The sequence below is a fragment of the Streptomyces sp. NPDC040432 genome (genome assembly GCF_055595445.1).
Genome location: NZ_JBVIVP010000014.1, coordinates 40,292 through 60,305, shown reverse-complemented (window position 1 = coordinate 60,305; position 20,014 = coordinate 40,292). Strand labels below are relative to the sequence as shown.

Here is a 20,014-nt window from a genome sequence, read left to right as displayed (position 1 = left end):
ACTCAGCTGCCTTCCCGCCACGCCTGCCACAGCCTGGCGTAGCGGCCGTCCAGGGCCACCAGTTCCTCGTGGCTCCCCTGTTCCACGACGCGACCCGCGTCCAGCACGGCGATCCGGTCCGCCGCCATGGCCTGGGTCAGCCGGTGCGCCACGAACAGGGTGGTGCGTCCCCTACAGGCGGCGAGCACGGCGCGTTCCAGCTCGGCCGCGCCCTCGCTGCCCGCCTCCGCGGTCGACTCGTCGAGCACGACCACCGGCGTCCGGCCCAGGACGAGTCGGGCCAGGGCGATCTGTGCGACCTTGGTGACGTCGAGCCGCTCGCCGCCCTCACCGACCGGCGTGTCCGGTCCGGCGGGCAGGGCCCGGACCCAGCTGTCGGCGCCGACCGTGGTCAGGGCCGCCATCACCTCGTCGTCGGTCGCGTCCGGAGCTGCCAGCCGGAGGTCCTCGGCGAGGGGTCCGGAGAACACGTGGGTCTCCTGCGTCAGGATGCTCACCAGTGCCCGGGCCCCGGCCTCGTCCACTCCGGCGAGGTCCGTCGGGCCGATGCGCACCGACCCGGCCTGCGGGGTCCCGATGCCCGCGATCAGGGCGGCCAGCGTCGACTTGCCCGCGCCGGTCGCCCCCACCAGGGCGAGCGAGCCGCCGGCCGGGATCGTCAGGTCGACGTCCCGCAGGACCGGTTCCTCGGAGTCGGGGTAGCCGAACGTCAGGCCCCGTACCGTCACCGGGAGGCGCACGTCCGGGGCCGACGCGGAGGTCAGGGCGCCGACGAGGCGGTCCTCCGCGTCCTCCCCCAGCACTCCGACCAGCCGGGTCAGGCTCGCGCCCGACTTCTGTGCCTCGTCGAAGGTGAACATGATGGAGCCCAGCGGTGTGAACAGTCGGTGGAACAGCAGTGGGGCGGCCGACACCTCGCCCAGGGTGGCGGCGTCGGCCTCCAGCAGGGCGTACCCGACCACGATGATCAGGACCAGCCCGATGAACTCGGCGCGGTTCTCCCTGCCGACGAAGCGCCCGAAGAGCCGGAACACCTCGACACCGAGGTTGCGCACCCGCCACGACTCGCTGGTGACCTTGTCGCGGACGGCCCCTTCCAGGCGGTACGCCCGTACGGTGTCGATCCCGTTCAGTCCGCTGATCAGGGCCTGGGCCCGGTCGGCCTGGGCGGCGCGCTGCTGTTGGTAGAGCGGGGCGGACACCGGCAGGTACCAGCGCAGGGCCAGCGCGTACGCGGGCAGCGCGCCGGCGCCGGCGAGGCCGAGCCGCCAGTCCAGGCCGAACATGCCGACCGTGGCGATGACGACCAGCACGCCCGCCGAGAACACCGTGGGGACGGCCGTGCGGATGCCCTTGGACAGCACGGCCACGTCGTCGCCGACCCGGGACAGGACGTCACCACGGCCGACCTGCTCGATCCGGGCGCTCGGCATCCCCAGCACGGCCCGGACGGCGCCCTCGCGCAGGCGGGCGAGCAGGTCGGCGCCGAGGCGCCCCACGAGGTACGTCGACACGGCGGTGGCCGCCGCGCCGAGCAACGCGGCGGTCACCATCACCGCCCCGGTCGTGACCAGGATCGACCGCGGCCCGCCCGCGACGACGGCGTCGACGACCCGGCCGAGCAGTAGGAGCGGGAGTACCTGGAGGGCCGCCCCGGCCACCGTGGTGAGCACGGTGGCCGAGGTCAGCCAGGGCCTTTCGCGGCAGTGCGCGGCCACCCAGCGGGCGGCCTCGCGTCCGGTCGTCGTGTGCAGGGTGGACGGGGCCGTCGGGCGCGTGTCGGTGGTGCTCACACCTTGCCGACCGACTTGACGAGTTCGTCGATGGCGTAGGGCAGGGACAGCAGGGTGCCCTGGGACATGGCCGCACCGACCGCCGGGCCCTCGCTGTCGAGCAGGTAGGACACCTTGCCGTTCTTGACGGCGGACAGGTTGGCGAAGAGCTCGAACTTCTTGAGGGCTTCCGTGTCCGCCTTGTCGTTGATGACGAAGAGCCGGTCGACGTCGATCAGGTCCATGCGTTCCGGGGACAACGTGGTGAAGAACTTGCCGTCCGCGATCTCGTCGATCTCGGTCCGGCCCTTGAAGCCGATGCCCGTGACGAGTCGGCCGCGTACGTCGGTGGTGGTGAACGGGGCTGCCGAGTCCTTGTACCAGGACAGTGCGACGGCGGTCTGGGAGGCGAACTCGGGGTGGGCGGCGCGGGCCGCGTCCAGCTTGTCCTGGATGCCCTTGACCAGCGCGGCGCCCTCATCGGCCTTGCCCAGGGCCTTGGAGATGTGGAGGGCGTTGTCCTGCCAGGGAGCGCTGAACGGCTCCTTCTCGGCCTTGGTACGGCCCACCGTCGGTGCGATCCTGGAGAGCTTGTCGTAGGCGGCCTGGTCGATCTCGGAGTACACCGCGATGATCAGGTCGGGGCGCAGTGCGGCGATCTTCTCGTAGTTCGGGCCGGTGTCACCGTTGTTCATGACGACCTCGGGGCGGGTGGTGCCCCACTTCTCCTTCACCCAAGGCCATTGGGTGTTGATGTCGGGGGCCGTGCCCGGCGGGTTCGGGTACTGGTCGACCATCCCGACGGGCTTGATGCCGAGGGCGAGGATCGCCTGGTCGTCGGTGTAGCCGACGGAGACCACCCGCTGGGGTGCCTTGGCCACCTTCGTCGATCCGAACGCGTGCTCCACGCTGAGCGGGAAGGCACCGGTCGCGGCGGCCGGTGCGCCGTCGCTCTTCCCGTCCCTCTCGTCCTTGGAGTCCGAACCGCACCCGGCGAGGAGGCCGAGCCCGAGGGTGGCCGCGGACAGTAACGCCGCCGCCCTTCGCCAGGAGTTCGTACGCGTCGTTCGCTGGAGAAGCATCCGCAGTCCCTTGCTGTCGTACTGTCCGTTGCAGTCCGTGTCGCGGTTCGTCCCGCGGGTCCCGTTGCGGCCCGTGTCGCCGTCCGCGTCGCCGTTCCCGTTTCCCGTTCGTCCCGCCCGAGGGCAGGCAAACCCTACCGTGCGCAAGTGAGGCTAGCCTAGCCTTACTTGCTCCGTATCTTTGTCCGACCCGTCGACCCGTACGTGGGCGCGGCCGATCGGCACGATGAGCGGCCGGTCGCCGACCGGATCGTTGATCACCTTGGCGCGCAGGCCGAACGCCTCGTACAACAGATCGGCGTCGATGACCTCGCCGGGATGGCCCTGCGCCAGGATCGAACCCTCCTTCATGACGATGAGGTTGTCGCTGTAGCGGGTGGCCAGGTTGAGGTCGTGGAGCACCATGACCACGGTGCACCCCGACTCGTGGAGGTCGTCCACGAGGTCGAGCACGTCGATCGCGTGGGCGAGGTCCAGGTAGGTGGTCGGCTCGTCCAGCAGCAGCAGGTCGGTGCCCTGGGCCAGCGTCATCGAGATCCACACGCGTTGGCGCTGGCCTCCGGACAGCGCGTCGACCGGACGGTCCGCCAGGTCGGCCACGCCGGTCATCGCCAACGCCCGCTCGACGACGGCCGCGTCGTCGGACGACCACTGCCGAAGCCAACTCTGGTGCGGATGGCGGCCCCTGGCGACCAGGTCGGCCACCGTGAGGCCCTCGGGCGCCACCGGAGCCTGCGGCAACAGCCCGAGCTTCTTCGCCACGTCCCTGGTCCGGAGGGTGGCGATGTCCTCGCCGTCCAGCACGACCGTCCCGCTCGTCGGTTTGAGCAACCGTGACAGGGTCCGCAACAGGGTCGACTTCCCACATCCGTTGGCGCCGATGATCGTGGTGATCACCCGTGGTGGTACCGCCACGTCGAGGCCGTCGATGACGGTGCGGGTGCCGTACCCGACCGTGACGCCCCGGGCCGCCAGTCGGGAGGCGCCGTTCACCCCGGTGGCGGCGCCGTCACCTCCCGGGCCGGCCCCGGCGATGTGTTGAACGGACACGATCCCCCCCCTGATCCGGACTTTCTCGAACGTGTGCACCGGTCAGCGGACGTTGGCCCGCACCAGCAGATAGACGAGGAAGGGGCCACCGACCGCCGCGGTCACCACACCGACCGGCAACGTGATCGGCAGGGCCGTGCGCGCGACGAGGTCCGCACCGATCAGCAGGAGGGCTCCGACGACGCCGGAGGCGATCATCGGCGGCGTGGGGGACCTGGTCAGCCGCATGGCCACCTGCGGCGCCACGAGGGCGACGAACGGGACCGGACCCGCCGCACCGACCGCCACCCCGGCCAACAGCACCGCACACAGGAGCAGGACCGCACGGACCACCGTGTACCGGACGCCGAGGCCGGCGGCCACTTCGTCGCCGAGGTGCATCGGCTTGAACTGGAAGGCGACGCACGCCACCACGGCCATCAGGACGAGCGTGGACCGGAGCGCCACCGTGATGTCGTCCCAGGAGCGGTTGTCCAGCGAGCCGATCAGCCATGCCTGCGCCCTGGCCACGTCCCGGATGTCGGCGCTGACCAGCAGCCAGGTCGTGACGGCCTCCATGACGGCGCTCACGGAGATCCCGATGAGGATGAGCCGGAAGCCGTCGACCCCGCGCCGCCACGCGAGGAAGTAGACGAGGAGCCCCGTACCGAGACCTCCCGCGAGGGCCGCTCCGGACAGGCCCACGGAGTTGACGACGGCCGTCGCGGTACCGCCCGACACCGTCACCAGGAACACGGCGACCGCACCGGCGCCCCCGGTGATGCCGAGGATGTCCGGGCTCGCCAGCGGATTGCGCGCGATGGACTGGGTGATGGCCCCGGACACGCCGAGCGCGACGCCGACGACGCATCCGGCCAGGGCGCGCGGCATCCGCAAATCCATGATCACGAACTCGTCGACCTGCTCGCCCCCGCCCAGGATCGTACCGATCACCCGGGGCAGGCCGATGGGGAAGTCCCCGACGGCGATGGACAGGCAGAACACGAGGAAGGTGGCCGCGGCCAGCACCACGGTGACGGCCAGCATCCACGGCCGCCAGACGAACGACACCCTGCCGAGCCGCACGCCCGGGGCCACGGCCGGCGCCGCGCCCGACGACCCGGCGCTCGGCGCACGCGGGTCCGACGACCGCGGATCGGACCACCCGGTCCCGGACGACCCCGTCCCGGACGACTTCACATCGGATGCCTTCATGACTGCGCCCCCACCTCCGATGTGTTCGCGTCCACCGGCTCCCCGCCCGACGGTTTCACACCCGACGCCTCGGCGCCGGACACCTTCGCGCCGGAGGCCCTCACGTCGGATCCCCTCGCGCCCGGTGGCGCGGCGCCGGCCCCGTTCACGCGCTCCTGAACTTTCCGCGCCACACCAGGAACGCGAAGAAGGGGGCGCCCAGCAGGGCCACGACGACGCCCGCGTCCAGTTCGCCGGGGCGCACCAGCAGCCGCCCCACGATGTCGCAGACCAGGAGCACGATGGCGCCGAGCAGACCGGCGTAGGGAACCAGCCAACGGTAGTCGGGGCCGGTCAGGTACCGGGCCACGTGCGCCACCATCAGGCCCAGGAACGCGATGGGCCCGCAGGCCGCGGTGGCCGCCCCGGCCAACAGGGTGATCGCGACGATGCCGGTGGTGCGGGTCAGCGCGACGTTCACCCCCAGCCCCCGTGCCACGTCGTCGCCCAGGTTGAGGAGGTTGACGGCCGGCAGCGTGGTCGCCGCCAGCAGCAGCCCGGCCCCGATGAAGGCGGTCACGGGCCGGATCACGTCGAACCCGACCCCGGCGACGGAGCCGGCGTTCCACAAGCGCAGCGCGTTCAGCGACGCCTTGTCCGAGAGCGCGACCGCCGTCGTCATCGCCGCGAGGAACACCGTCACCCCCTGCCCGGCGAGGGCCAGCGTCAACGGGTTCCCCGCCCCGCGCCCCATGCTCGCCAGGCCGAACACGAGGACGCCGGAGACCGCGGCGCCCAGAAAGGCGAACCACACGTACTGGAACGGGTTGACGAACCCGAACACGGCGATCGCCGTCACCACCGCGAAGGAGGCGCCGGAGTTCACCCCCAACAGCCCCGTGTCGGCGATCGGGTTGCGGGTGTAGCCCTGGATCAGTGCCCCGCCGACCCCGAGGGCGATGCCCGCCACCACCGCGAGCACCGTCCGGGGCACCCGTACGGTCTGCACGATGAGTCTGATCTCGGTGAGCCGCCGGTCCGGGTCCGGCGCCCCGAGCAGGCCCTGCCACACTTCGCCGGGACTCAGCGCCCGAGCGCCGACCGCCAACGACACGACCGCTGCGGCCAGGAGGACCAGTGAGAGCACGAACAGGCCGGTAACTCTTCGGTTCTGAAGGTCGGTTGTGCCTTTGTGTGCCGAGCGCTCCATCATGGTCGTGCCCATGTCGCTGTACGTTATCCCTTCGATGCACCGGGTGAACCCGGATCGGCGGGCCTCATCACCGGCGGCGGCGCGGATGGATGTCGCCCGATGCCGAACGGAGTGCGGCTGGTACTCGAAACAGGAGGAACGGGGCGCACAGGAATGCAGTCGCGTGCAGGACTTAGGCAAGGCTAAGCTGATCTTTTACGACTGTCGAGAGACAAAACGGACGGGTGGGAGTGCGCGGGCCCCGCACCACCCCCACCCTCGTGCGGGACTGCCGCGCCCACGGGACCGCCGATCGCCGCCCCGGCGGACCCCGCCCGCCGCGTGTTCAGCTCCCGAGGATCTCGCGGATCACGTGACGGGCGTTGGCCGAGATGATGGCATTGGTCGCCCGGTAGTACGGCAGTTGGATGACCGCCATGGAGAGCGCCCAGCCCCGGCCGCGGGCCCACGTCGCGTCGTCCACGTCCACCGCCTCGCGGTAGGCGTGCCGCGCCGGGGCGGGCAGCAGGTTCCAGGCGGGGATGAGGTCGGTGGCGGGTTCTCCCCTGCCCACGGTGCCGAAGTCGATGACCGCCGAGACGCGGTCACCCATGAGCAGCAGGTTGCTCGGCATGAGGTCGGAGTGCGTCCAGCAGGCCGGGCCGCTCCAGGGCCGGGCGTCGAGTGCTTCGTCCCAGGCCGCGACGATCTCGTCGACGTCGAAGGGCTCGTCGGTGTGGCGCAGCGCCTCGATGGCCGCCCGTACCTCCCGGTCCTCGGTGATCAACGGCTCGCCGCGGTGTGCGGGCGGACCACCCGTCAGGTCGACCTTGCGGAAGGCCACGGCGAAGTCCGCGAGGGCGCGGGCCACCGGGCCGGGATCCGCGAGAGCGCCCTCGACGGGGTTGCTGCCGTCGATCCACCGGTACACCGACCAGGGCAGGGGGTACCCCTCCCCCGGGACCCCGGTGGCCACCACCTCCGGGATCGGCAACGGCAGGAGCGGGGCGAGCCGGGGCAGCAGCCGCGCTTCCATGGCGATGGATTCGCCGCCGCCGGGCCGCAGCGGCAGTCGCACGGTCAGGTCGTCGCCGAGCCGGTAGATCGCGTTGACGGTGCCTCCGGAGGCGAGCCGACCGATCGGGAGGTCCGCCCACCGGGGGAACTGGGCGCGCAACAACCGTCGCACCAGGCCCGCGTCGGTATCCGCTTCGTCCGCGTGCATCCTGACCATGCGCCCTTCACCTGCCCGTTCTTCCGGTTCACTGTTCCGGATCGTCGCACGACCGGGACACGAGGCGGAAGCGGCCCGCGACCTGGAGCTCCGGCGTCGGGCACCCGGGCGATCCCAGGCCCGAACCGCTCGGTTCCGGCTCGGATAGCCTGCGGCACATGGGTATGGAACGTGTGATCGTCGCCGGGATCTCGGGGGCGGGCAAAACCACGATGGCGACGGCGCTCGCCGCTCGCCTCGGGTTGCCCCGGACCGAGCTGGACGCCCTCTACCACGGTCCGCAGTGGGTGAAGCGCCCCGAGTTCGAGGACGACGTGGCCAGGTTCACCGCCGAGCCCCGATGGGTGTGCGAGGAGCAGTACCACTCCACGCTCGGCGGCCTGTTGTGGACCAGGGCGGATACCTTGGTCTGGCTCGACCTCCCGCGAAGGACGGTGATGCACCGGGTCGTGCGTCGATCGGTCCTCCGGGTCGTCACCCGCCGAGAGTTGTGGAACGGGAACCGGGAGACGCTGCGGGAGTTCCTGTCCGATCCCGAGCATCCGATGCGCTGGGCCTGGACCCATCACGCGGTGAGGCGCAAGGCGATCGGGGAACGACTCGCGGCCCATCCCCACCTCGTCGCCGTCCGACTGCGCAACGCCAGGGAAGTACGGCGATGGCTGAGGGACGTTCGGGCCGGCTCGTAGGACGTGCCGTCAGGACACCGCGAACGGCGTCCGCCCGCCCCGGCCGCCGAGGAAGGCACGGGCCACGGCGTGCCTCGACGTGCGGGACGACACTCCCCGCCGGGTCAGCGTCCGGCCCCGTGGGCGCCCACCGTCGGTAGCCAGCATCCGTGCAGGCCGAGCGGGACGCGTACGGGAACGCGTGCGCGGGCCACCGGGCCGGAGGCGGGGTCCTCGGCCGGGATGACCAGGAACCAACTCGCCCCGTCGGTGCGGTCGGTGGCGAAGGTCAGCCAGTAGCCGTGTCCGTCCGCGCCGGGGCCGCCGGATCCGGGTCCGTCCGCGTCGTGTCCGGGCTCGGGGGCGAAGACCGGCTCGCCGACGGACAGGTTCCCGGCCGCCCAGACCCGGCTGGTGCCGGTCTCGGTGTCGTACCAGCGCACGGCGTCGTACTCGCCGGGCAGCAGGTCGGTCCGGCCGGTGTCGGTCGCCAGCGCGACGTACCGGTGGTGCTGTCCGATGCGCCGGTCGTCGATCCGGGGGAACTCCACCCGGGTGTCGTCGAGCATGGTGCGGGCCATGCTGCCCGCGACCGGATCGATGCGTGCCCGTACGAGGCCGCCGGTCACCGGGTCCGCCGCGTCCTCGGGGCCCCCGCCGACGGTCAGCCGGCTCCACTGCACGTAGTCGAGGACCACCGGGGCGTCCGCGCCCGGACCGTCGTCGTACGCGTTCACGGTGTGCCACATCCAGAAGGCCTCGTCGGTGGCCCAGCGCGGCGGTCCGCCGTCGCGCGGGATCAATGCCACGCGGGTGCCCCGGTCGGGCCGCCAGGCCAGGACGGAGCCGCCCGCCATGGCGGCGCCGAGGTCGAAGAAGACGGGGGCGAGGACGAGGACGGCGTAGCGGGCGGTGAGGGCCATGTCGTGGATCATCATGGGCTCGTCCACCCCGTCGACCGGGGTGGGACCGCGCGTCACCGTGCCGTCGCGGTCGATGACCGACCAGGTCAGGTAGGGCGGCTCCAGGCCGTAGCAGAAGACGACCATCTCGCCCGTGACCGGGTCGATCTTGGGGTGGGCGGTGATGCCCGCGGGGAGTGCGCCGCCGAAGTCCTCCTTGCCCAGGGTCTCCAGGTCGGCGCCCATGCGGAAGGGGCAGGCCGACTCGGCGAGCGCCAGCAGGCGTCCGCCGTGGCGGACGACGTTGACGTCGGGAAGGTCCCGGAAGGTGCCCGCGAGTTCCGGTCCGACCTGGTCGGCGTCCGGCATGATCATCGATTCGAGTCCGCCCCAGAGCGCGCGGCCCGCCCGCTCCTCGGCGAGCAGCGCCGGGGTGCGAACGAAACGGTTCCGGTACCGGGCCCGGCCCCCGGAGAGCCACACGCCGTGCAGCATGCCGTCCCCGTCGATGGGGTACAGGAAGGAGCCGATCGGCGTGAAGCGCGGGTTGGGCCCGTTGCGCAGGTAGAGGCCGTCCAGTGCGTCCGGCAGTGCCCCCGTAACCTCCAGGTCGGCCGTCTCGACCTCCTCGGTCACCGGCGCGAACGAACCCTGCAGGTGGGCGACCCGTGTGGGGTCGAAGCGGGGTGGTGTGTGCGTGTTCACGGGACCTCCCGGCATGCGTCCGCGGCCGGAGGGCCCCTACCGACGCGACGGGTCCTCCGCGGGCGCGCGTGTGCGGCACCTTCCAGTGAAACGCGGGCCCGCCGCGGGCGCCAGGCGACGACCGCGCACCGGGCGGGGGCACCCCCGGCCCCCGGGCATCGGGAGGGGTCGGGCGGCCAGTACGGTGAGCCGGGCGGGCGTCATGTCCCCTGCCACGTAGGCATGTCGCCACGTCCGGGTACGGGGTGTCCGGTCGACCGACCGTCCACTCCGACCGACCCGTCCGCTGCGACGGATCCGACCGATCCGTCCCCTCCGAGCGAAACGACTCATGACTGTGAACGACATGGACCGAGCACCCATCGACGACACGCTGTTCGGTGACGTCACGGTTCGCCAGGAAGGCCAGGACCGCATCGAGGTGGAGGGCCCGGGTATACCCCGCGCGGTCCTGGAGCGTTCTCCCGGTACGGAGGTGGACCCCCACATCGCGATCGGCACGCGTGACCCGGCGCTCCTCGCCCTGAGCGTCGACGGCCGTGAGGCCGGGCTGATGCCGGCGAAGGGCGGGCTGACCAGGCGCTCGTACCGGGTGGACGTGACGTACGACGGAGCCGTCTACCGGCTGGTCCCCGACTCCGTGCCCAGCAGCAGGCTGACCCGCGACGGTACGCACCTGGGTGACTTCTCCAGCGACGGTGACGAGATGGTCATCGTCGAGTGGCAGGAGGACGTCGAGGTCCGGCCGGTCGACGCCTCCATCGGCTACGTGCTGGCGTCGGCGTTCGGTACGGGCGCCCAGCCCATGTGGATGATGGTCGTCGACGGTGTGACCAGCGCGCTCCCGTAGCCGGGATCGAGGACGCCGGCGGCGGTTTCAGTCCGCGTGCACGCCCGTGCTCCGTAGCGTGCTCGCGGGGGTGGGCGCCGGCTCCCCCTGGCGGAGTTCCTCCAGGAGTTCGTGCTGGCCCACCAGGAGCTCGGTCAGGATCCGGCGGGCGGCGCGCAGCAGTTCGGCGACGTCTCCGCCCGCCAGCGCGTAGCTGACGGTCGCGCCGTCGCGAATGGAGACGACGATGCCGGACCGACGCAGCACCGCCAACTGCTGCGAGAGGTTGGACGGTTCGATGTCGATCTCCGCGAGGAGCTCCCGTACGGGCACGGGACCGTTCTGAAGCAGTTCCAGCACACGGATGCGGACGGGGTGGCCCAGCATTCGGAAGAACTCGGCCTTCGCCTGGTACAGGGGTACCTGCATTCCCACGCATGCTCCCGCCGTGTGCGTGGAACGGTGCTTGCCGTTCCGGGGGTTCGGAGTCGGACAGCTGTCGGAACCCATCTTCCCGTTCCGCGGGCCCACGCAAGGCCGAGGTTGACCGGTTTCAGATGTGCCGAGTTGAAGAATCCTTCAACTCGTGGGCATGCGTGGGCCCGAGAAGGCCGCGCTACACCTCCAGGGCCGCCTCGACGCGCTTCAGCTGGTGGCGGGCCATGGCCAGGTTGGAATTGCCCTTGTCCAGCACGACGTACAGGAAGAGGCCGTCCGTACCGCGTCCCCTGAGCAGCCGGATCAGGTGGTACTGGCTGCCGAGCGTGATCAGCAGGTCCTCGATCTCGTCGCGGAGGCCCAGCATCTCCAGGGTGCGCACCTTCGCGCGGATCACATCGGTGTTGCCCGCGGCGGCGACGACCAGGTCAAGGTCCTTTCCGCCGCCGAGAGTTCCCAGCGCCATGCCGCTGGTGTAGTCCACCAGCGCCGCTCCCAACGCCCCCTCGATCGAGGTCATCGTCTCCTTCAAGGACACTTCCACGTTCGCCATCGGTCCAGCTCCCTCACGTGCCGTTCTCCACCGGGGTCCGACGCTCGCGTGCACGAAGTCGGACCGATTTCGAAACTCACGCTACTGAGCGCACCCGACGGCGTGCGGAGAATCACGAACATGGCGGAAACCGCTCCCCCCGCCGACGGCCGCGCCGAGCCGCCGATGGGCGGGAACGGTGTGCGCGACGAGCCCCGCAAGTCCCCGATCGAGTGCTTCGGAGGCCTGTCCACTCGAACGTGTGAGTTCGGGATCCGTCGCGCCCGAGGGGGAGCGCCCGGCACCGCGAGTCCGCAATCCTGTTCGAAATGCTCGTCCTCGAAAGCCCGTTACGGTGCCCTGCGGTGACGGATCGTTCGAGCGCCGCTCGGCTCCGCGTCGACCAGGGAGGACCCTTGCAGACTGCGTTCGACCACCGCTCCACGGATGGGGACATCGCACAGGACGCCGTCGGGGGCCGGCACCTCTGCTCACCGGCCCGCCCCGGGACCGGCCGGTGAGCCGCCGCGAGCGCTACGCGCTGACGGTCGACGTGCACCTGATCCTGGCCCGCGACGGGGCGACCGGCCCGGAAGTGCTGTTGTCCCGGAGGTCCGGCGCCGTGTACGCCTCCGGATTGTGGCACCTGCCGTCGGGGCATCTGGACGGGCCCCACGAGGACGTGGTCGACGGGCTGATCCGCGAGGCGTCCGAGGAGACCGGCGTGGCCATCGACCGGACGGCCGTGGCCCTCGCCACCACCGTCCACCACCGGAGCCCCCACGGCCGTGCCCGCGTCGGCTTCTTCTTCGAGGTCCGACGCTTCACCGGCGAGCCCGACATCATGGAGCCGGAGCTCTGCGACGCCATGGGCTGGTACGCCCTCGACGCGCTGCCCGAACCGATGGTGGCGTACTGCCGCGCCGGACTGGACGCCTACCGCGGCGGCCACCCCGGCGCCCTGCACTTCCAGCAGCCGGGCGACCCGGTGCCGCATGAGCCCGGCGGACCGGTACGCACCCGCCTCCTGGACGGCCCCACCCGCGCGGGCGGTGCTCCGTCGCCGGCCCGGGGGCGGACCGACGCCGCGGGCGTCACCATGACCACCGACCCGGCCCGAACCCTGCGTCGCCGCCTCCTCGGAGGTCGGTGACGTGGCCCGCGCGAGCGTGGGGAGCGCGGAGACCCGACTCGTGGTCCTTCGGGGCAACTCCGCCTCGGGCAAATCCTCGGTCGCGGCCGGGATCCGTGACCGATTCGGTCGCGGCGTGGCCCTCGTCGGCCAGGACAACCTGCGGCGGGTCGTCCTGAGGGAGCACGACGTGCCCGGCGGCGCCAACATCGGACTGATCGACACCGTCGCCCGCTACGCCTTGGACGCGGGCTACCACGTGGTGGTCGAAGGCATCCTGTACGCCGATCGTTACGGAGACATGCTCGCCCGCCTGCTCGGCGATCACCGCGGGGTCTCACGCTGCTACTACCTCGACATCCCGATCGAGGAGACGCTGACCCGTCATGCCTCGAAGTCCGATCACGACTACCTGATCCGGGTCACCGAGCGGGATTTGCGCGCCTGGTACCGCGAACACGACCTCCTCCCCGACGGTTCGGAGACCGTCATCGGAGCGGACAGCACCCTGAGCGAGACGATCGACCTCGTCATGACCGACACCGGACTGACGGACCTGCCCCCGCGCGTCGACCGCCCCGGCCGCTCTTCCGCCGCGATCGACCACGCCACCCTCCCCACCGACCCCCGCAGCGAAGGGCTTCGACGGTGACCGCGGCTGCCCGACGCCGAGCCCGCCGACGGGCCCGCCACGGCCCCGGACGCGTCGCCGTCCAGCCGAGCCGTCCGCGCTTCCGCACCTCGTTCCACTCCAGCGACGGCGTCCCGGGCGACCCCCCGTGGGACCACGTCGAGTACCGCGACGGTCGCAGGCGTGATCCGGACCGACAGGGCCCGCCACGTCGACCCCCGTTCCGCACCGTCCCACGGTGAAGCGCCCACGGAAGGACCGATCCGACATGCCCCGTGCCGACCTCCTCGCGGTCTACGCCCATCCCGACGACGAGTCCCTGTCCGCGGGTGGCATCCTCGCCCGGCACGCGGCGGCGGGCGCGCGCACCGCCGTCGTGACGGCGACCTGGGCGCCCGACAGCGACCGCGCCGGTGAGCTCGCCGACGCCCTGCGGATCCTGGGGGCCGGAGAGCCCCGCATGCTCGGCTACGCCGACCACCGGGTTCCGTCATCGGCCCCCGGGCGGCCGCGCTGGTGCGACGCGCCGCTCGACGAGACCATCGGGCGGGTGGTCGCCCACGTGCGGGCCTTCCGGCCGGACATCGTCGTCACCCATGACGCCCGGGGCTCGTCCGGCCACCCCGACCACGTCCACACCCACCGCGTGACGCTGTTGGCCGTGCACGCCGCCGGACTCGAAGGGTTCTGCCCCGAGGCGGGTCGCCCGTGGCGGCCCGGCGCCCTCCACCTGTCCGCTCATCCCCGCTCCGCCTCGGGCGAACTGGCCGAACTGCTCGCCGGGGTCGACAAACGGGTGCACACCGTCGCGGACGACACGATCGGCGCGTCCGTCGACGTCCGCCCCTGGATCGAGCAGAAGTGGGCGGCGATCCGGGCGCACCGCTCGGAGGCGGCCCGGGCGCGCTCGCTGCCCGGGCTCCTGTCCGGGGTGCCCGCGGCGGCCCGGGAGCGGATCCTGGGGACGGAACACTTCGTGCGGCACGATCTCACCCCCGGTGTCGGGGGCCTGACCGAGCTGACGGCGTGAGCCCCTCGGCGGTCTACACCACGGCCGTCGGGACCGGATCGGCCCCCGATCGGCCCGGGATCGGCCCCGGATCCGCTCCGGACAGGAGCCGGTTCGGACCTCGGATCGGATCGTGATCGGGGTCCGATCCGGGATCGGTCCGAGATTCGGTTTTGCATGACCATGCATTAATGCGCATACTCTTCCTATGTCTAAGGTTCTCACCTCCCTTCCCGCCGGCGAGCGCGTCGGCATCGCCTTCTCCGGCGGCCTCGACACCTCCGTCGCGGTCGCTTGGATGCGCGACAAGGGCGCCATCCCGTGCACCTACACCGCCGACATCGGCCAGTACGACGAGCCCGACATCGCCTCGGTGCCCGGCCGCGCGAAGACCTACGGCGCCGAGGTCGCGCGCCTGGTCGACTGCCGGGCGGCGCTCGTGGAAGAAGGCCTGGCCGCGCTGACGTGCGGGGCGTTCCACATCCGCTCGGGCGGCCGCGCCTACTTCAACACCACGCCGCTCGGCCGCGCCGTCACGGGGACGCTCCTCGTCCGGGCGATGCTGGAGGACGACGTCCAGATCTGGGGCGACGGCTCGACCTTCAAGGGCAACGACATCGAGCGGTTCTACCGCTACGGCCTGCTCGCCAACCCGCACCTGCGCATCTACAAGCCGTGGCTCGACGCCGACTTCGTGACGGAGCTCGGCGGCCGCAAGGAGATGTCGGAGTGGCTGCTGGCCCACGACCTCCCGTACCGCGACAGCGCCGAGAAGGCGTACTCCACCGACGCCAACATCTGGGGTGCCACCCACGAGGCCAAGACCCTCGAACACCTGGACACCGGCGTGGAGACCGTCCAGCCGATCATGGGCGTCCGGTTCTGGGACCCCTCGGTCGAGATCGCCACCGAGGACGTGACCATCGGCTTCAACCAGGGCCGCCCGGTGACGATCAACGGCAAGACCTTCGGCTCGCCCGTCGACCTGGTGATGGAAGCGAACGCCATCGGCGGCCGGCACGGCATGGGCATGTCGGACCAGATCGAGAACCGGATCATCGAGGCCAAGAGCCGCGGCATCTACGAGGCGCCCGGTATGGCGCTGCTGCACACCGCGTACGAGCGGCTGGTCAACGCGATCCACAACGAGGACACCCTCGCCCAGTACTACAACGAGGGCCGCCGGCTCGGCCGCCTGATGTACGAGGGCCGCTGGCTGGACCCGCAGGCGCTGATGGTCCGCGAGTCGCTCCAGCGCTGGGTCGGCGCCGCCGTCACCGGCGAGGTCACGCTGCGGCTGCGGCGCGGTGAGGACTACTCGCTCCTCGACACCACGGGCCCGGCGTTCAGCTACCACCCGGACAAGCTGTCCATGGAGCGCACCGAGGACTCCGCGTTCGGTCCGGTGGACCGGATCGGCCAGCTCACGATGCGCAACCTCGACATCGCCGACTCGCGCGCCAAGCTGGAGCAGTACGCCGTTCTCGGCCTGATCGGCAGCGACAACCCCGCGATCGGGGCCGCGCAGGCCGCCGCGACCGGTCTCATCGGCAGCCTCCAGGAAGGCGGCGCCGAAGCCATCGCCTCCCGCGGTGAGGTCTCCGCCGACGAGGAAGTCCTGGACCGCGCCGCCATGGAGTCCGGCACGGACTGACCCGGCGCGCCGGGCCCGGTGCCCGGCACTCCGACGGAACGCGTCACGCGAAGGGCCGTCCCGGCACCGAGAGGTGCCGGGACGGCCCTTCGCCGGTCCCACGACGGTCGGGCGGGCCGCGCGGGTGCGGCCCGGGGTGCGATCAACCCCGGGCCGGGGTGCGATGGAAACCCGGCGACGAGCCGTCCCGCGACCGGCGGACGGTCGCCCGGAGATCGGCGGTGATCACCGTGGACCCGCACCCCGACGCCCCCGCCCGAGCCCCCCGGCACCGTCGGCGGACCGCTCCGCTCCGGGCCGCCCCCGGCGCGGCGTGGCTCGTCCTGGCCATGGCTCTGGCCCTGGCCTTCGTACTCGCCCCCGCGGCCCCGGCGGCACCCGCCGACCGGTGCAGTCCGGGCTGGGTCTGCGGCTGGACGGACCCCGGCTACGCGGGTGTGGCGAGCCTCGTGGCGAACGACATGCCGCGGTATCCCGGGACGACCGCGTACGTCGGGTTCAACGACGGTGCGTCGGTGTGGAACGGCGGCCGGACGTGGCGCGACGGCGCCGGCCGGACGTGGGGGCGCTGCGTCACCGTGTACAGCGGTGTCGGCTACACGGGAAAGCAGCTGACCGTCCGTCCCGGGCAAGGGGTGCCCCGGCTCCCCGCCGACTTCGACGCCATGCGTTCCGGCCGGTTCCACGTGTGCCGCGTGTCCTGACCTCACCGTCGTCGGGCGGGAACGGCACGCTCAGCCGGTGGTCCGGACCGGGAAGGTGAACCGGTAGCCCTCGGACGACAGCCACGGGAGGTACTGGCGCAGGGCGGCGACGGTCTCGCTGCGGTCCCCGCCCCCGTCGTGGAAGAGGACGGTGGGCCGGGTGGGCAGGTCCTTCTCCACGGCCGAGACGATGGCGTCGAGACCGGGCTTGCTCCAGTCCTTGGGGTCCACGGTCCAACCGAGGGGTCGCATGCCGTTCGCGGCGGCGATGGCGCGGCTCGCGGGGGTGAAGGCCCCGCCCGGCGCCCGGTAGTAGTCCACGGACACCCCGGGGGCCGCCTCCTCGATCATCTTCTTGCCGTCGAGGATCTGACGGCTCTGGTAGTCGACGGGCTTGTGGTCCATCGTCACGTCGTGGTCGACGGAGTGGTCGCAGAGCCGGTGCCCGGCGGCGGCGACCTGACGGACCAGGTCCGGGTGCGCCCGCGCCTGTGTGCCGATCATGCAGAACGTGGCCTGGACGTGGTTCTCCTTCAGGACCTCCAGCACCTGCGGGGTCCATCGGGGGTCCGGGCCGTCGTCGATCGTGATCGCGATGTCACGGCCGGTTCCCTGGGCGAGCCGGGCTATCCCGTCCGGCGTCGTCGCGGGCGCCGCCCCGGGGACCTGCGGCTGCGCCTGGACGGAACCGGAACCGGGCGCCGCCGGGGCCTGTCCCGGGGTGCCGCCGGCGGCCAGGGCCGGTGCGCCGGCTGCGGCCAGGAGGCCGAGGACGGCCGCCGACACGGTGATGCCCGTACGACGGCGGCGGCTTCCGGGGGTGGTGGTGCCCATGAATGTGCTCTTCCCTTGCACTCGGCCCCCCTGGACTCGCGTTGCCCGTCCAGGCTAGGCGGCGGGTGGGGCGGCGCCCATGGGCCGAACGGCCCATGCCGGCCGTCCGGGCGTGAGAACGACCACTCGACGCACGGGAATGGCCCGGCCCGACAGCCGGGAGTCGGCATGTCCGGGCCAACCGCGTGCGGGCCGCCCCGCGCCGGCCCGCGCGAGGAGCCAGTCGGGTCGATTCGGGACGCCGTCCGTGGGCAGGGCGGGCGGGAGGGGCATTTTTTCGGCGCCGGCGGGCATCCGGACCGGCATGACCGTATACGTCGTCACCGTTCCCGGGACCCTACTGACCGAGCTCACGCCCGACGCGCGCGCCGAGCTGCTCCGAGCCCTCCGTCCGGCCGACCCGCGCACCACGGACGTCGGCGTGGAGGAGGACCTGCACCTCCTCTCCCTCTATCCGGAATCGCCCGGCTTCGCCCTTCACCTGGAGGTGGAGGCGGCGGACACCGGGTCCGCCGAGCAGAAGGCGCGCGATCTGGCGACCGAGGCGCTGGGACGCGCCGGTCTGGGCGGGGAAGGGGCCCGCTTGGGCGATCCCGTCATCACGGGCATCGCCACCGAATAGGCGGAGCGGTCGGACGCCGCCGCGCTTCGTCCCGGCGGCGTATCCGTGTACCGCTCAGGTCGGAGCGGGGTCGTCCCGCAAATCATCATCCGGGCCCATCGGTTGACGCCTCGCCCCCGACATGATGTCGAGCATGGATCAAGAACTCGGCACCCTCGTCCAGCAGACCGCCGACCGGCTCGGGCAGCAGCGCGTCGGCGTGGTCGTGGCCGCCGTGACCGGGGACCACGTGGTGATGAGGGGCGTCGGCAGCACCGGTGGGGACCTCGGCCGCACCCCTGGGCCGGACACCCTGTTCGAGATCGGGTCGGTGACGAAGTCGTTCACGGCCCTCACCCTGGCGCGCATGGCGGTACGGGGCTCGGTGGACCTGGACGAGCCGCTGCGCGATCTCCTGCCGAGCGGTGTGACCGTGCCGTCGCGCGGGGGCCGGCAGATCTCGCTGCGTCACCTCGCGCACCACACGTCCGGCCTGCCGCGCCTGCCGCGCGGCATGATGCTCCAGGCCCTGCTGCGTCCCTCCAAGCCGGATCCGTACGCCGACTGCACCGCCGAAGTGCTCCTGACCGGGCTCGCCCGGACCCGGCTGAGGACCACCCCGGGGGAAAGGTTCCACTACTCGAACCTCGGAGCCGGACTGCTGGGCCTGGCCCTCGCCCGCCGGGCGGGCACGGACTACGAGAGCCTCGTGACCCGGGAGGTCTGCGCTCCCCTGGGCATGCGCGACACCCTCGTGACACGGGACGGCAGCACGGCGGACCGCTCCGCACGAGGTCACGGGCGGAGCGGGCGCCCGGTCCGACCCTGGTACCTCGCCGACCTGGCGGGGGCGGGCGGCCTGTGGTCGACCGCGAACGACATGGTGGCCTTCGTGGGGGCCCAGCTCGACGGCGGTCCCGAGGAGCTCGCCGACGCGATCCGCACGACCCGGGCCGACCAGCACCGTACGAGCCCCTTCGGCTGGGTGCACCTCGGCTGGACGGCGCACCGCCTCCACCCGAAGCAGGGCGCCCACCTCCAGATCTGGCACAACGGGGGAACCGGGGGCTTCTCCTCCTTCGTCGGATTCGACCCGGAGACGCGCTGCGCCGTCATCGCGCTCGCCAACTCCGCGCGCCCGGTGGACCGCCCCGCCCTCGACCTCCTGCGAGCCTTGCAGTCGCAGGCCGCCGGAGGGGCTCCGGGGCAGCCCCGGTAGCCCGTACCGGCGGGCCCGCGACGTCTTCCGGGCGTGTACAGCCCGGCCGGGCCGCTCCGACTGCCACCCTCGGCACCCATGGATGTCAGCACCTTCTACGCCCTGTTCTCCGCGACCTGTTTCACCCTCGTCGGGCTGTGGTGGAACGTCGTGCAGAGCCACCACGACTGGATGCGCGACCCCGCCCTGCGGCGCGTCGTCGGCGGGATCTACCTCTCGTTCCTGCTCCCCGCCCTGATGGGGCTGTTCGCCCAGGTCGGCGGTACCGAGCAGCCGCAGATCTGGCGGGGGGCCTTCATCGTGCTGGCCGTCATCGGCTGCGGGTGCACGCTGCGCCTGCTCTCCCTGGGACGGGGCAACCGTTTCCTCGTGTGGCAGCAGGCCGGGGCCGCCGTGCTCTACGCCCTGATCGCGGTCGTGGGGGCCTTTCCCGAACTCGGCCGCCACACCGGTCTGCGCCCCATCCAGGCCGAGGCCATCATGCTCATCGCCCTGATCGTCCTCGGGCACGCCCTGGTCTGGCGCTTCATGGCGGGCGAGGGACGCCAGCCGGAGGAGGCCTGACGGGCGGCGGCCGTCGGCCGGGCCGGCGTTCGGCGGTTCCGTCCGGGCGTTCGGACTGTACCGCGCAACGGCGGTGCCGGGCACGGGAA

General features: G+C 72.1%; 20 protein-coding genes. 10 read left to right on the top strand and 10 right to left on the bottom strand.

Annotated elements, in window-relative coordinates:
• Nucleotides 1-2: 2 nt before the first annotated feature.
• From ACZ58N_RS25580 to ACZ58N_RS25555, 6 genes are all read right to left on the bottom strand, one after another.
• Nucleotides 3-1,793: an ABC transporter ATP-binding protein gene (locus tag ACZ58N_RS25580; protein ID WP_471164151.1), complete on the bottom strand. Its 1,791-nt coding sequence runs from the start codon at nt 1,791-1,793 to the stop codon at nt 3-5.
• Nucleotides 1,790-2,854, bottom strand: coding sequence for an iron-siderophore ABC transporter substrate-binding protein (locus ACZ58N_RS25575; protein WP_471164148.1), 1,065 nt, complete (start codon nt 2,852-2,854; stop codon nt 1,790-1,792). Before ACZ58N_RS25575 ends, ACZ58N_RS25580 begins: the two co-directional genes overlap by 4 nt.
• 153 nt (nt 2,855-3,007) lie before the next feature.
• The gene (locus tag ACZ58N_RS25570; protein ID WP_471164147.1) at nt 3,008-3,904 is read right to left on the bottom strand and encodes an ABC transporter ATP-binding protein; all 897 of its coding nucleotides are present in this window, start codon (nt 3,902-3,904) and stop codon (nt 3,008-3,010) included.
• A 42-nt stretch (nt 3,905-3,946) separates the two neighbouring features.
• Nucleotides 3,947-5,098, bottom strand: a complete 1,152-nt coding sequence (locus tag ACZ58N_RS25565; RefSeq protein WP_471164145.1) for a FecCD family ABC transporter permease — start codon at nt 5,096-5,098, stop codon at nt 3,947-3,949.
• 145 nt (nt 5,099-5,243) lie between these two features.
• Complete coding sequence (locus ACZ58N_RS25560; RefSeq protein ID WP_471164143.1) at nt 5,244-6,302, bottom strand: FecCD family ABC transporter permease; 1,059 nt, start codon at nt 6,300-6,302, stop codon at nt 5,244-5,246.
• Between the two features lie 313 nt (nt 6,303-6,615).
• Nucleotides 6,616-7,494 (bottom strand): aminoglycoside phosphotransferase family protein, encoded by an 879-nt coding sequence (locus ACZ58N_RS25555; RefSeq protein WP_471164392.1) that lies wholly within the window; start codon nt 7,492-7,494, stop codon nt 6,616-6,618.
• Between the two features lie 167 nt (nt 7,495-7,661).
• Between ACZ58N_RS25555 and ACZ58N_RS25550 the strand changes: the two genes are divergently transcribed.
• A complete protein-coding gene (locus ACZ58N_RS25550; protein WP_471164140.1) occupies nt 7,662-8,192 on the top strand; it encodes a P-loop NTPase family protein in 531 nt (176 codons plus the stop codon).
• A 104-nt stretch (nt 8,193-8,296) separates the two neighbouring features.
• Here the strand turns inward: ACZ58N_RS25550 and ACZ58N_RS25545 are convergent, their stop codons facing one another.
• Complete coding sequence (locus ACZ58N_RS25545; protein ID WP_471164138.1) at nt 8,297-9,778, bottom strand: carotenoid oxygenase family protein; 1,482 nt, start codon at nt 9,776-9,778, stop codon at nt 8,297-8,299.
• Between the two features lie 346 nt (nt 9,779-10,124).
• Here ACZ58N_RS25545 and ACZ58N_RS25540 point away from each other — a divergent pair, with 346 nt between their 5' ends.
• Nucleotides 10,125-10,628 (top strand): hypothetical protein, encoded by a 504-nt coding sequence (locus tag ACZ58N_RS25540; RefSeq protein ID WP_471164136.1) that lies wholly within the window; start codon nt 10,125-10,127, stop codon nt 10,626-10,628.
• Between the two features lie 27 nt (nt 10,629-10,655).
• Here ACZ58N_RS25540 and ACZ58N_RS25535 read toward each other — a convergent pair whose 3' ends face one another.
• Together ACZ58N_RS25535 and ACZ58N_RS25530 are read right to left on the bottom strand one after the other, a co-directional pair.
• Nucleotides 10,656-11,036 carry an ArsR/SmtB family transcription factor gene (locus ACZ58N_RS25535; RefSeq protein WP_471164133.1) on the bottom strand — a complete coding sequence of 127 codons (381 nt, stop codon included), beginning with the start codon at nt 11,034-11,036 and terminating at the stop codon, nt 10,656-10,658.
• Between the two features lie 187 nt (nt 11,037-11,223).
• Complete coding sequence (locus ACZ58N_RS25530; RefSeq protein WP_471164130.1) at nt 11,224-11,598, bottom strand: hypothetical protein; 375 nt, start codon at nt 11,596-11,598, stop codon at nt 11,224-11,226.
• 496 nt (nt 11,599-12,094) lie between these two features.
• Between ACZ58N_RS25530 and ACZ58N_RS25525 the strand changes: the two genes are divergently transcribed.
• The 5 genes from ACZ58N_RS25525 to ACZ58N_RS25505 all read left to right on the top strand — a co-directional run bounded on the left by ACZ58N_RS25525 (nt 12,095) and on the right by ACZ58N_RS25505 (nt 16,707).
• Nucleotides 12,095-12,730 (top strand): NUDIX hydrolase, encoded by a 636-nt coding sequence (locus ACZ58N_RS25525; RefSeq protein ID WP_471164128.1) that lies wholly within the window; start codon nt 12,095-12,097, stop codon nt 12,728-12,730.
• Nucleotide 12,731: 1 nt separating this feature from the next.
• Nucleotides 12,732-13,361 (top strand): P-loop NTPase family protein, encoded by a 630-nt coding sequence (locus ACZ58N_RS25520; protein ID WP_471164125.1) that lies wholly within the window; start codon nt 12,732-12,734, stop codon nt 13,359-13,361.
• A 247-nt stretch (nt 13,362-13,608) separates the two neighbouring features.
• On the top strand, nt 13,609-14,370 hold the full coding sequence (locus ACZ58N_RS25515; RefSeq protein WP_471164122.1) for a PIG-L deacetylase family protein: 762 nt from the start codon (nt 13,609-13,611) through the stop codon (nt 14,368-14,370).
• 187 nt (nt 14,371-14,557) lie between these two features.
• Nucleotides 14,558-16,003 (top strand): argininosuccinate synthase, encoded by a 1,446-nt coding sequence (gene argG / locus ACZ58N_RS25510; RefSeq protein WP_385574231.1) that lies wholly within the window; start codon nt 14,558-14,560, stop codon nt 16,001-16,003.
• 221 nt (nt 16,004-16,224) lie between these two features.
• Nucleotides 16,225-16,707, top strand: a complete 483-nt coding sequence (locus ACZ58N_RS25505) for a peptidase inhibitor family I36 protein (RefSeq protein WP_471164118.1) — start codon at nt 16,225-16,227, stop codon at nt 16,705-16,707.
• 30 nt (nt 16,708-16,737) lie between these two features.
• On the opposite strand, the gene ACZ58N_RS25500 is transcribed toward ACZ58N_RS25505, so the two are convergent.
• Nucleotides 16,738-17,541: a polysaccharide deacetylase family protein gene (locus tag ACZ58N_RS25500; RefSeq protein ID WP_471164115.1), complete on the bottom strand. Its 804-nt coding sequence runs from the start codon at nt 17,539-17,541 to the stop codon at nt 16,738-16,740.
• Nucleotides 17,542-17,845: 304 nt separating this feature from the next.
• On the opposite strand from ACZ58N_RS25500, the gene ACZ58N_RS25495 reads away from it, so the two are divergent.
• From ACZ58N_RS25495 to ACZ58N_RS25485, 3 genes are all read left to right on the top strand, one after another.
• Nucleotides 17,846-18,163 (top strand): hypothetical protein, encoded by a 318-nt coding sequence (locus ACZ58N_RS25495; RefSeq protein ID WP_389700158.1) that lies wholly within the window; start codon nt 17,846-17,848, stop codon nt 18,161-18,163.
• Between the two features lie 133 nt (nt 18,164-18,296).
• A complete protein-coding gene (locus tag ACZ58N_RS25490; RefSeq protein WP_471164113.1) occupies nt 18,297-19,361 on the top strand; it encodes a serine hydrolase domain-containing protein in 1,065 nt (354 codons plus the stop codon).
• Nucleotides 19,362-19,439: 78 nt separating this feature from the next.
• Nucleotides 19,440-19,925 (top strand): hypothetical protein, encoded by a 486-nt coding sequence (locus ACZ58N_RS25485; RefSeq protein ID WP_471164111.1) that lies wholly within the window; start codon nt 19,440-19,442, stop codon nt 19,923-19,925.
• Nucleotides 19,926-20,014 lie beyond the last annotated feature (89 nt).

Coding starts and splice junctions, on each gene's coding strand:
- ACZ58N_RS25565 (WP_471164145.1), bottom strand. CDS start 5,098: ATGAAGGCATCCGATGTGAAGTCGTCCGGGACGGGGTCGTCCGGGACC.
- ACZ58N_RS25535 (WP_471164133.1), bottom strand. CDS start 11,036: ATGCAGGTACCCCTGTACCAGGCGAAGGCCGAGTTCTTCCGAATGCTG.
- ACZ58N_RS25550 (WP_471164140.1), top strand. CDS start 7,662: ATGGGTATGGAACGTGTGATCGTCGCCGGGATCTCGGGGGCGGGCAAA.
- ACZ58N_RS25495 (WP_389700158.1), top strand. CDS start 17,846: ATGACCGTATACGTCGTCACCGTTCCCGGGACCCTACTGACCGAGCTC.
- argG (WP_385574231.1), top strand. CDS start 14,558: ATGTCTAAGGTTCTCACCTCCCTTCCCGCCGGCGAGCGCGTCGGCATC.
- ACZ58N_RS25555 (WP_471164392.1), bottom strand. CDS start 7,494: ATGCACGCGGACGAAGCGGATACCGACGCGGGCCTGGTGCGACGGTTG.
- ACZ58N_RS25560 (WP_471164143.1), bottom strand. CDS start 6,302: ATGGGCACGACCATGATGGAGCGCTCGGCACACAAAGGCACAACCGAC.
- ACZ58N_RS25515 (WP_471164122.1), top strand. CDS start 13,609: ATGCCCCGTGCCGACCTCCTCGCGGTCTACGCCCATCCCGACGACGAG.
- ACZ58N_RS25490 (WP_471164113.1), top strand. CDS start 18,297: ATGGATCAAGAACTCGGCACCCTCGTCCAGCAGACCGCCGACCGGCTC.
- ACZ58N_RS25530 (WP_471164130.1), bottom strand. CDS start 11,598: ATGGCGAACGTGGAAGTGTCCTTGAAGGAGACGATGACCTCGATCGAG.
- ACZ58N_RS25575 (WP_471164148.1), bottom strand. CDS start 2,854: ATGCTTCTCCAGCGAACGACGCGTACGAACTCCTGGCGAAGGGCGGCG.
- ACZ58N_RS25485 (WP_471164111.1), top strand. CDS start 19,440: ATGGATGTCAGCACCTTCTACGCCCTGTTCTCCGCGACCTGTTTCACC.
- ACZ58N_RS25500 (WP_471164115.1), bottom strand. CDS start 17,541: ATGGGCACCACCACCCCCGGAAGCCGCCGCCGTCGTACGGGCATCACC.
- ACZ58N_RS25540 (WP_471164136.1), top strand. CDS start 10,125: ATGGACCGAGCACCCATCGACGACACGCTGTTCGGTGACGTCACGGTT.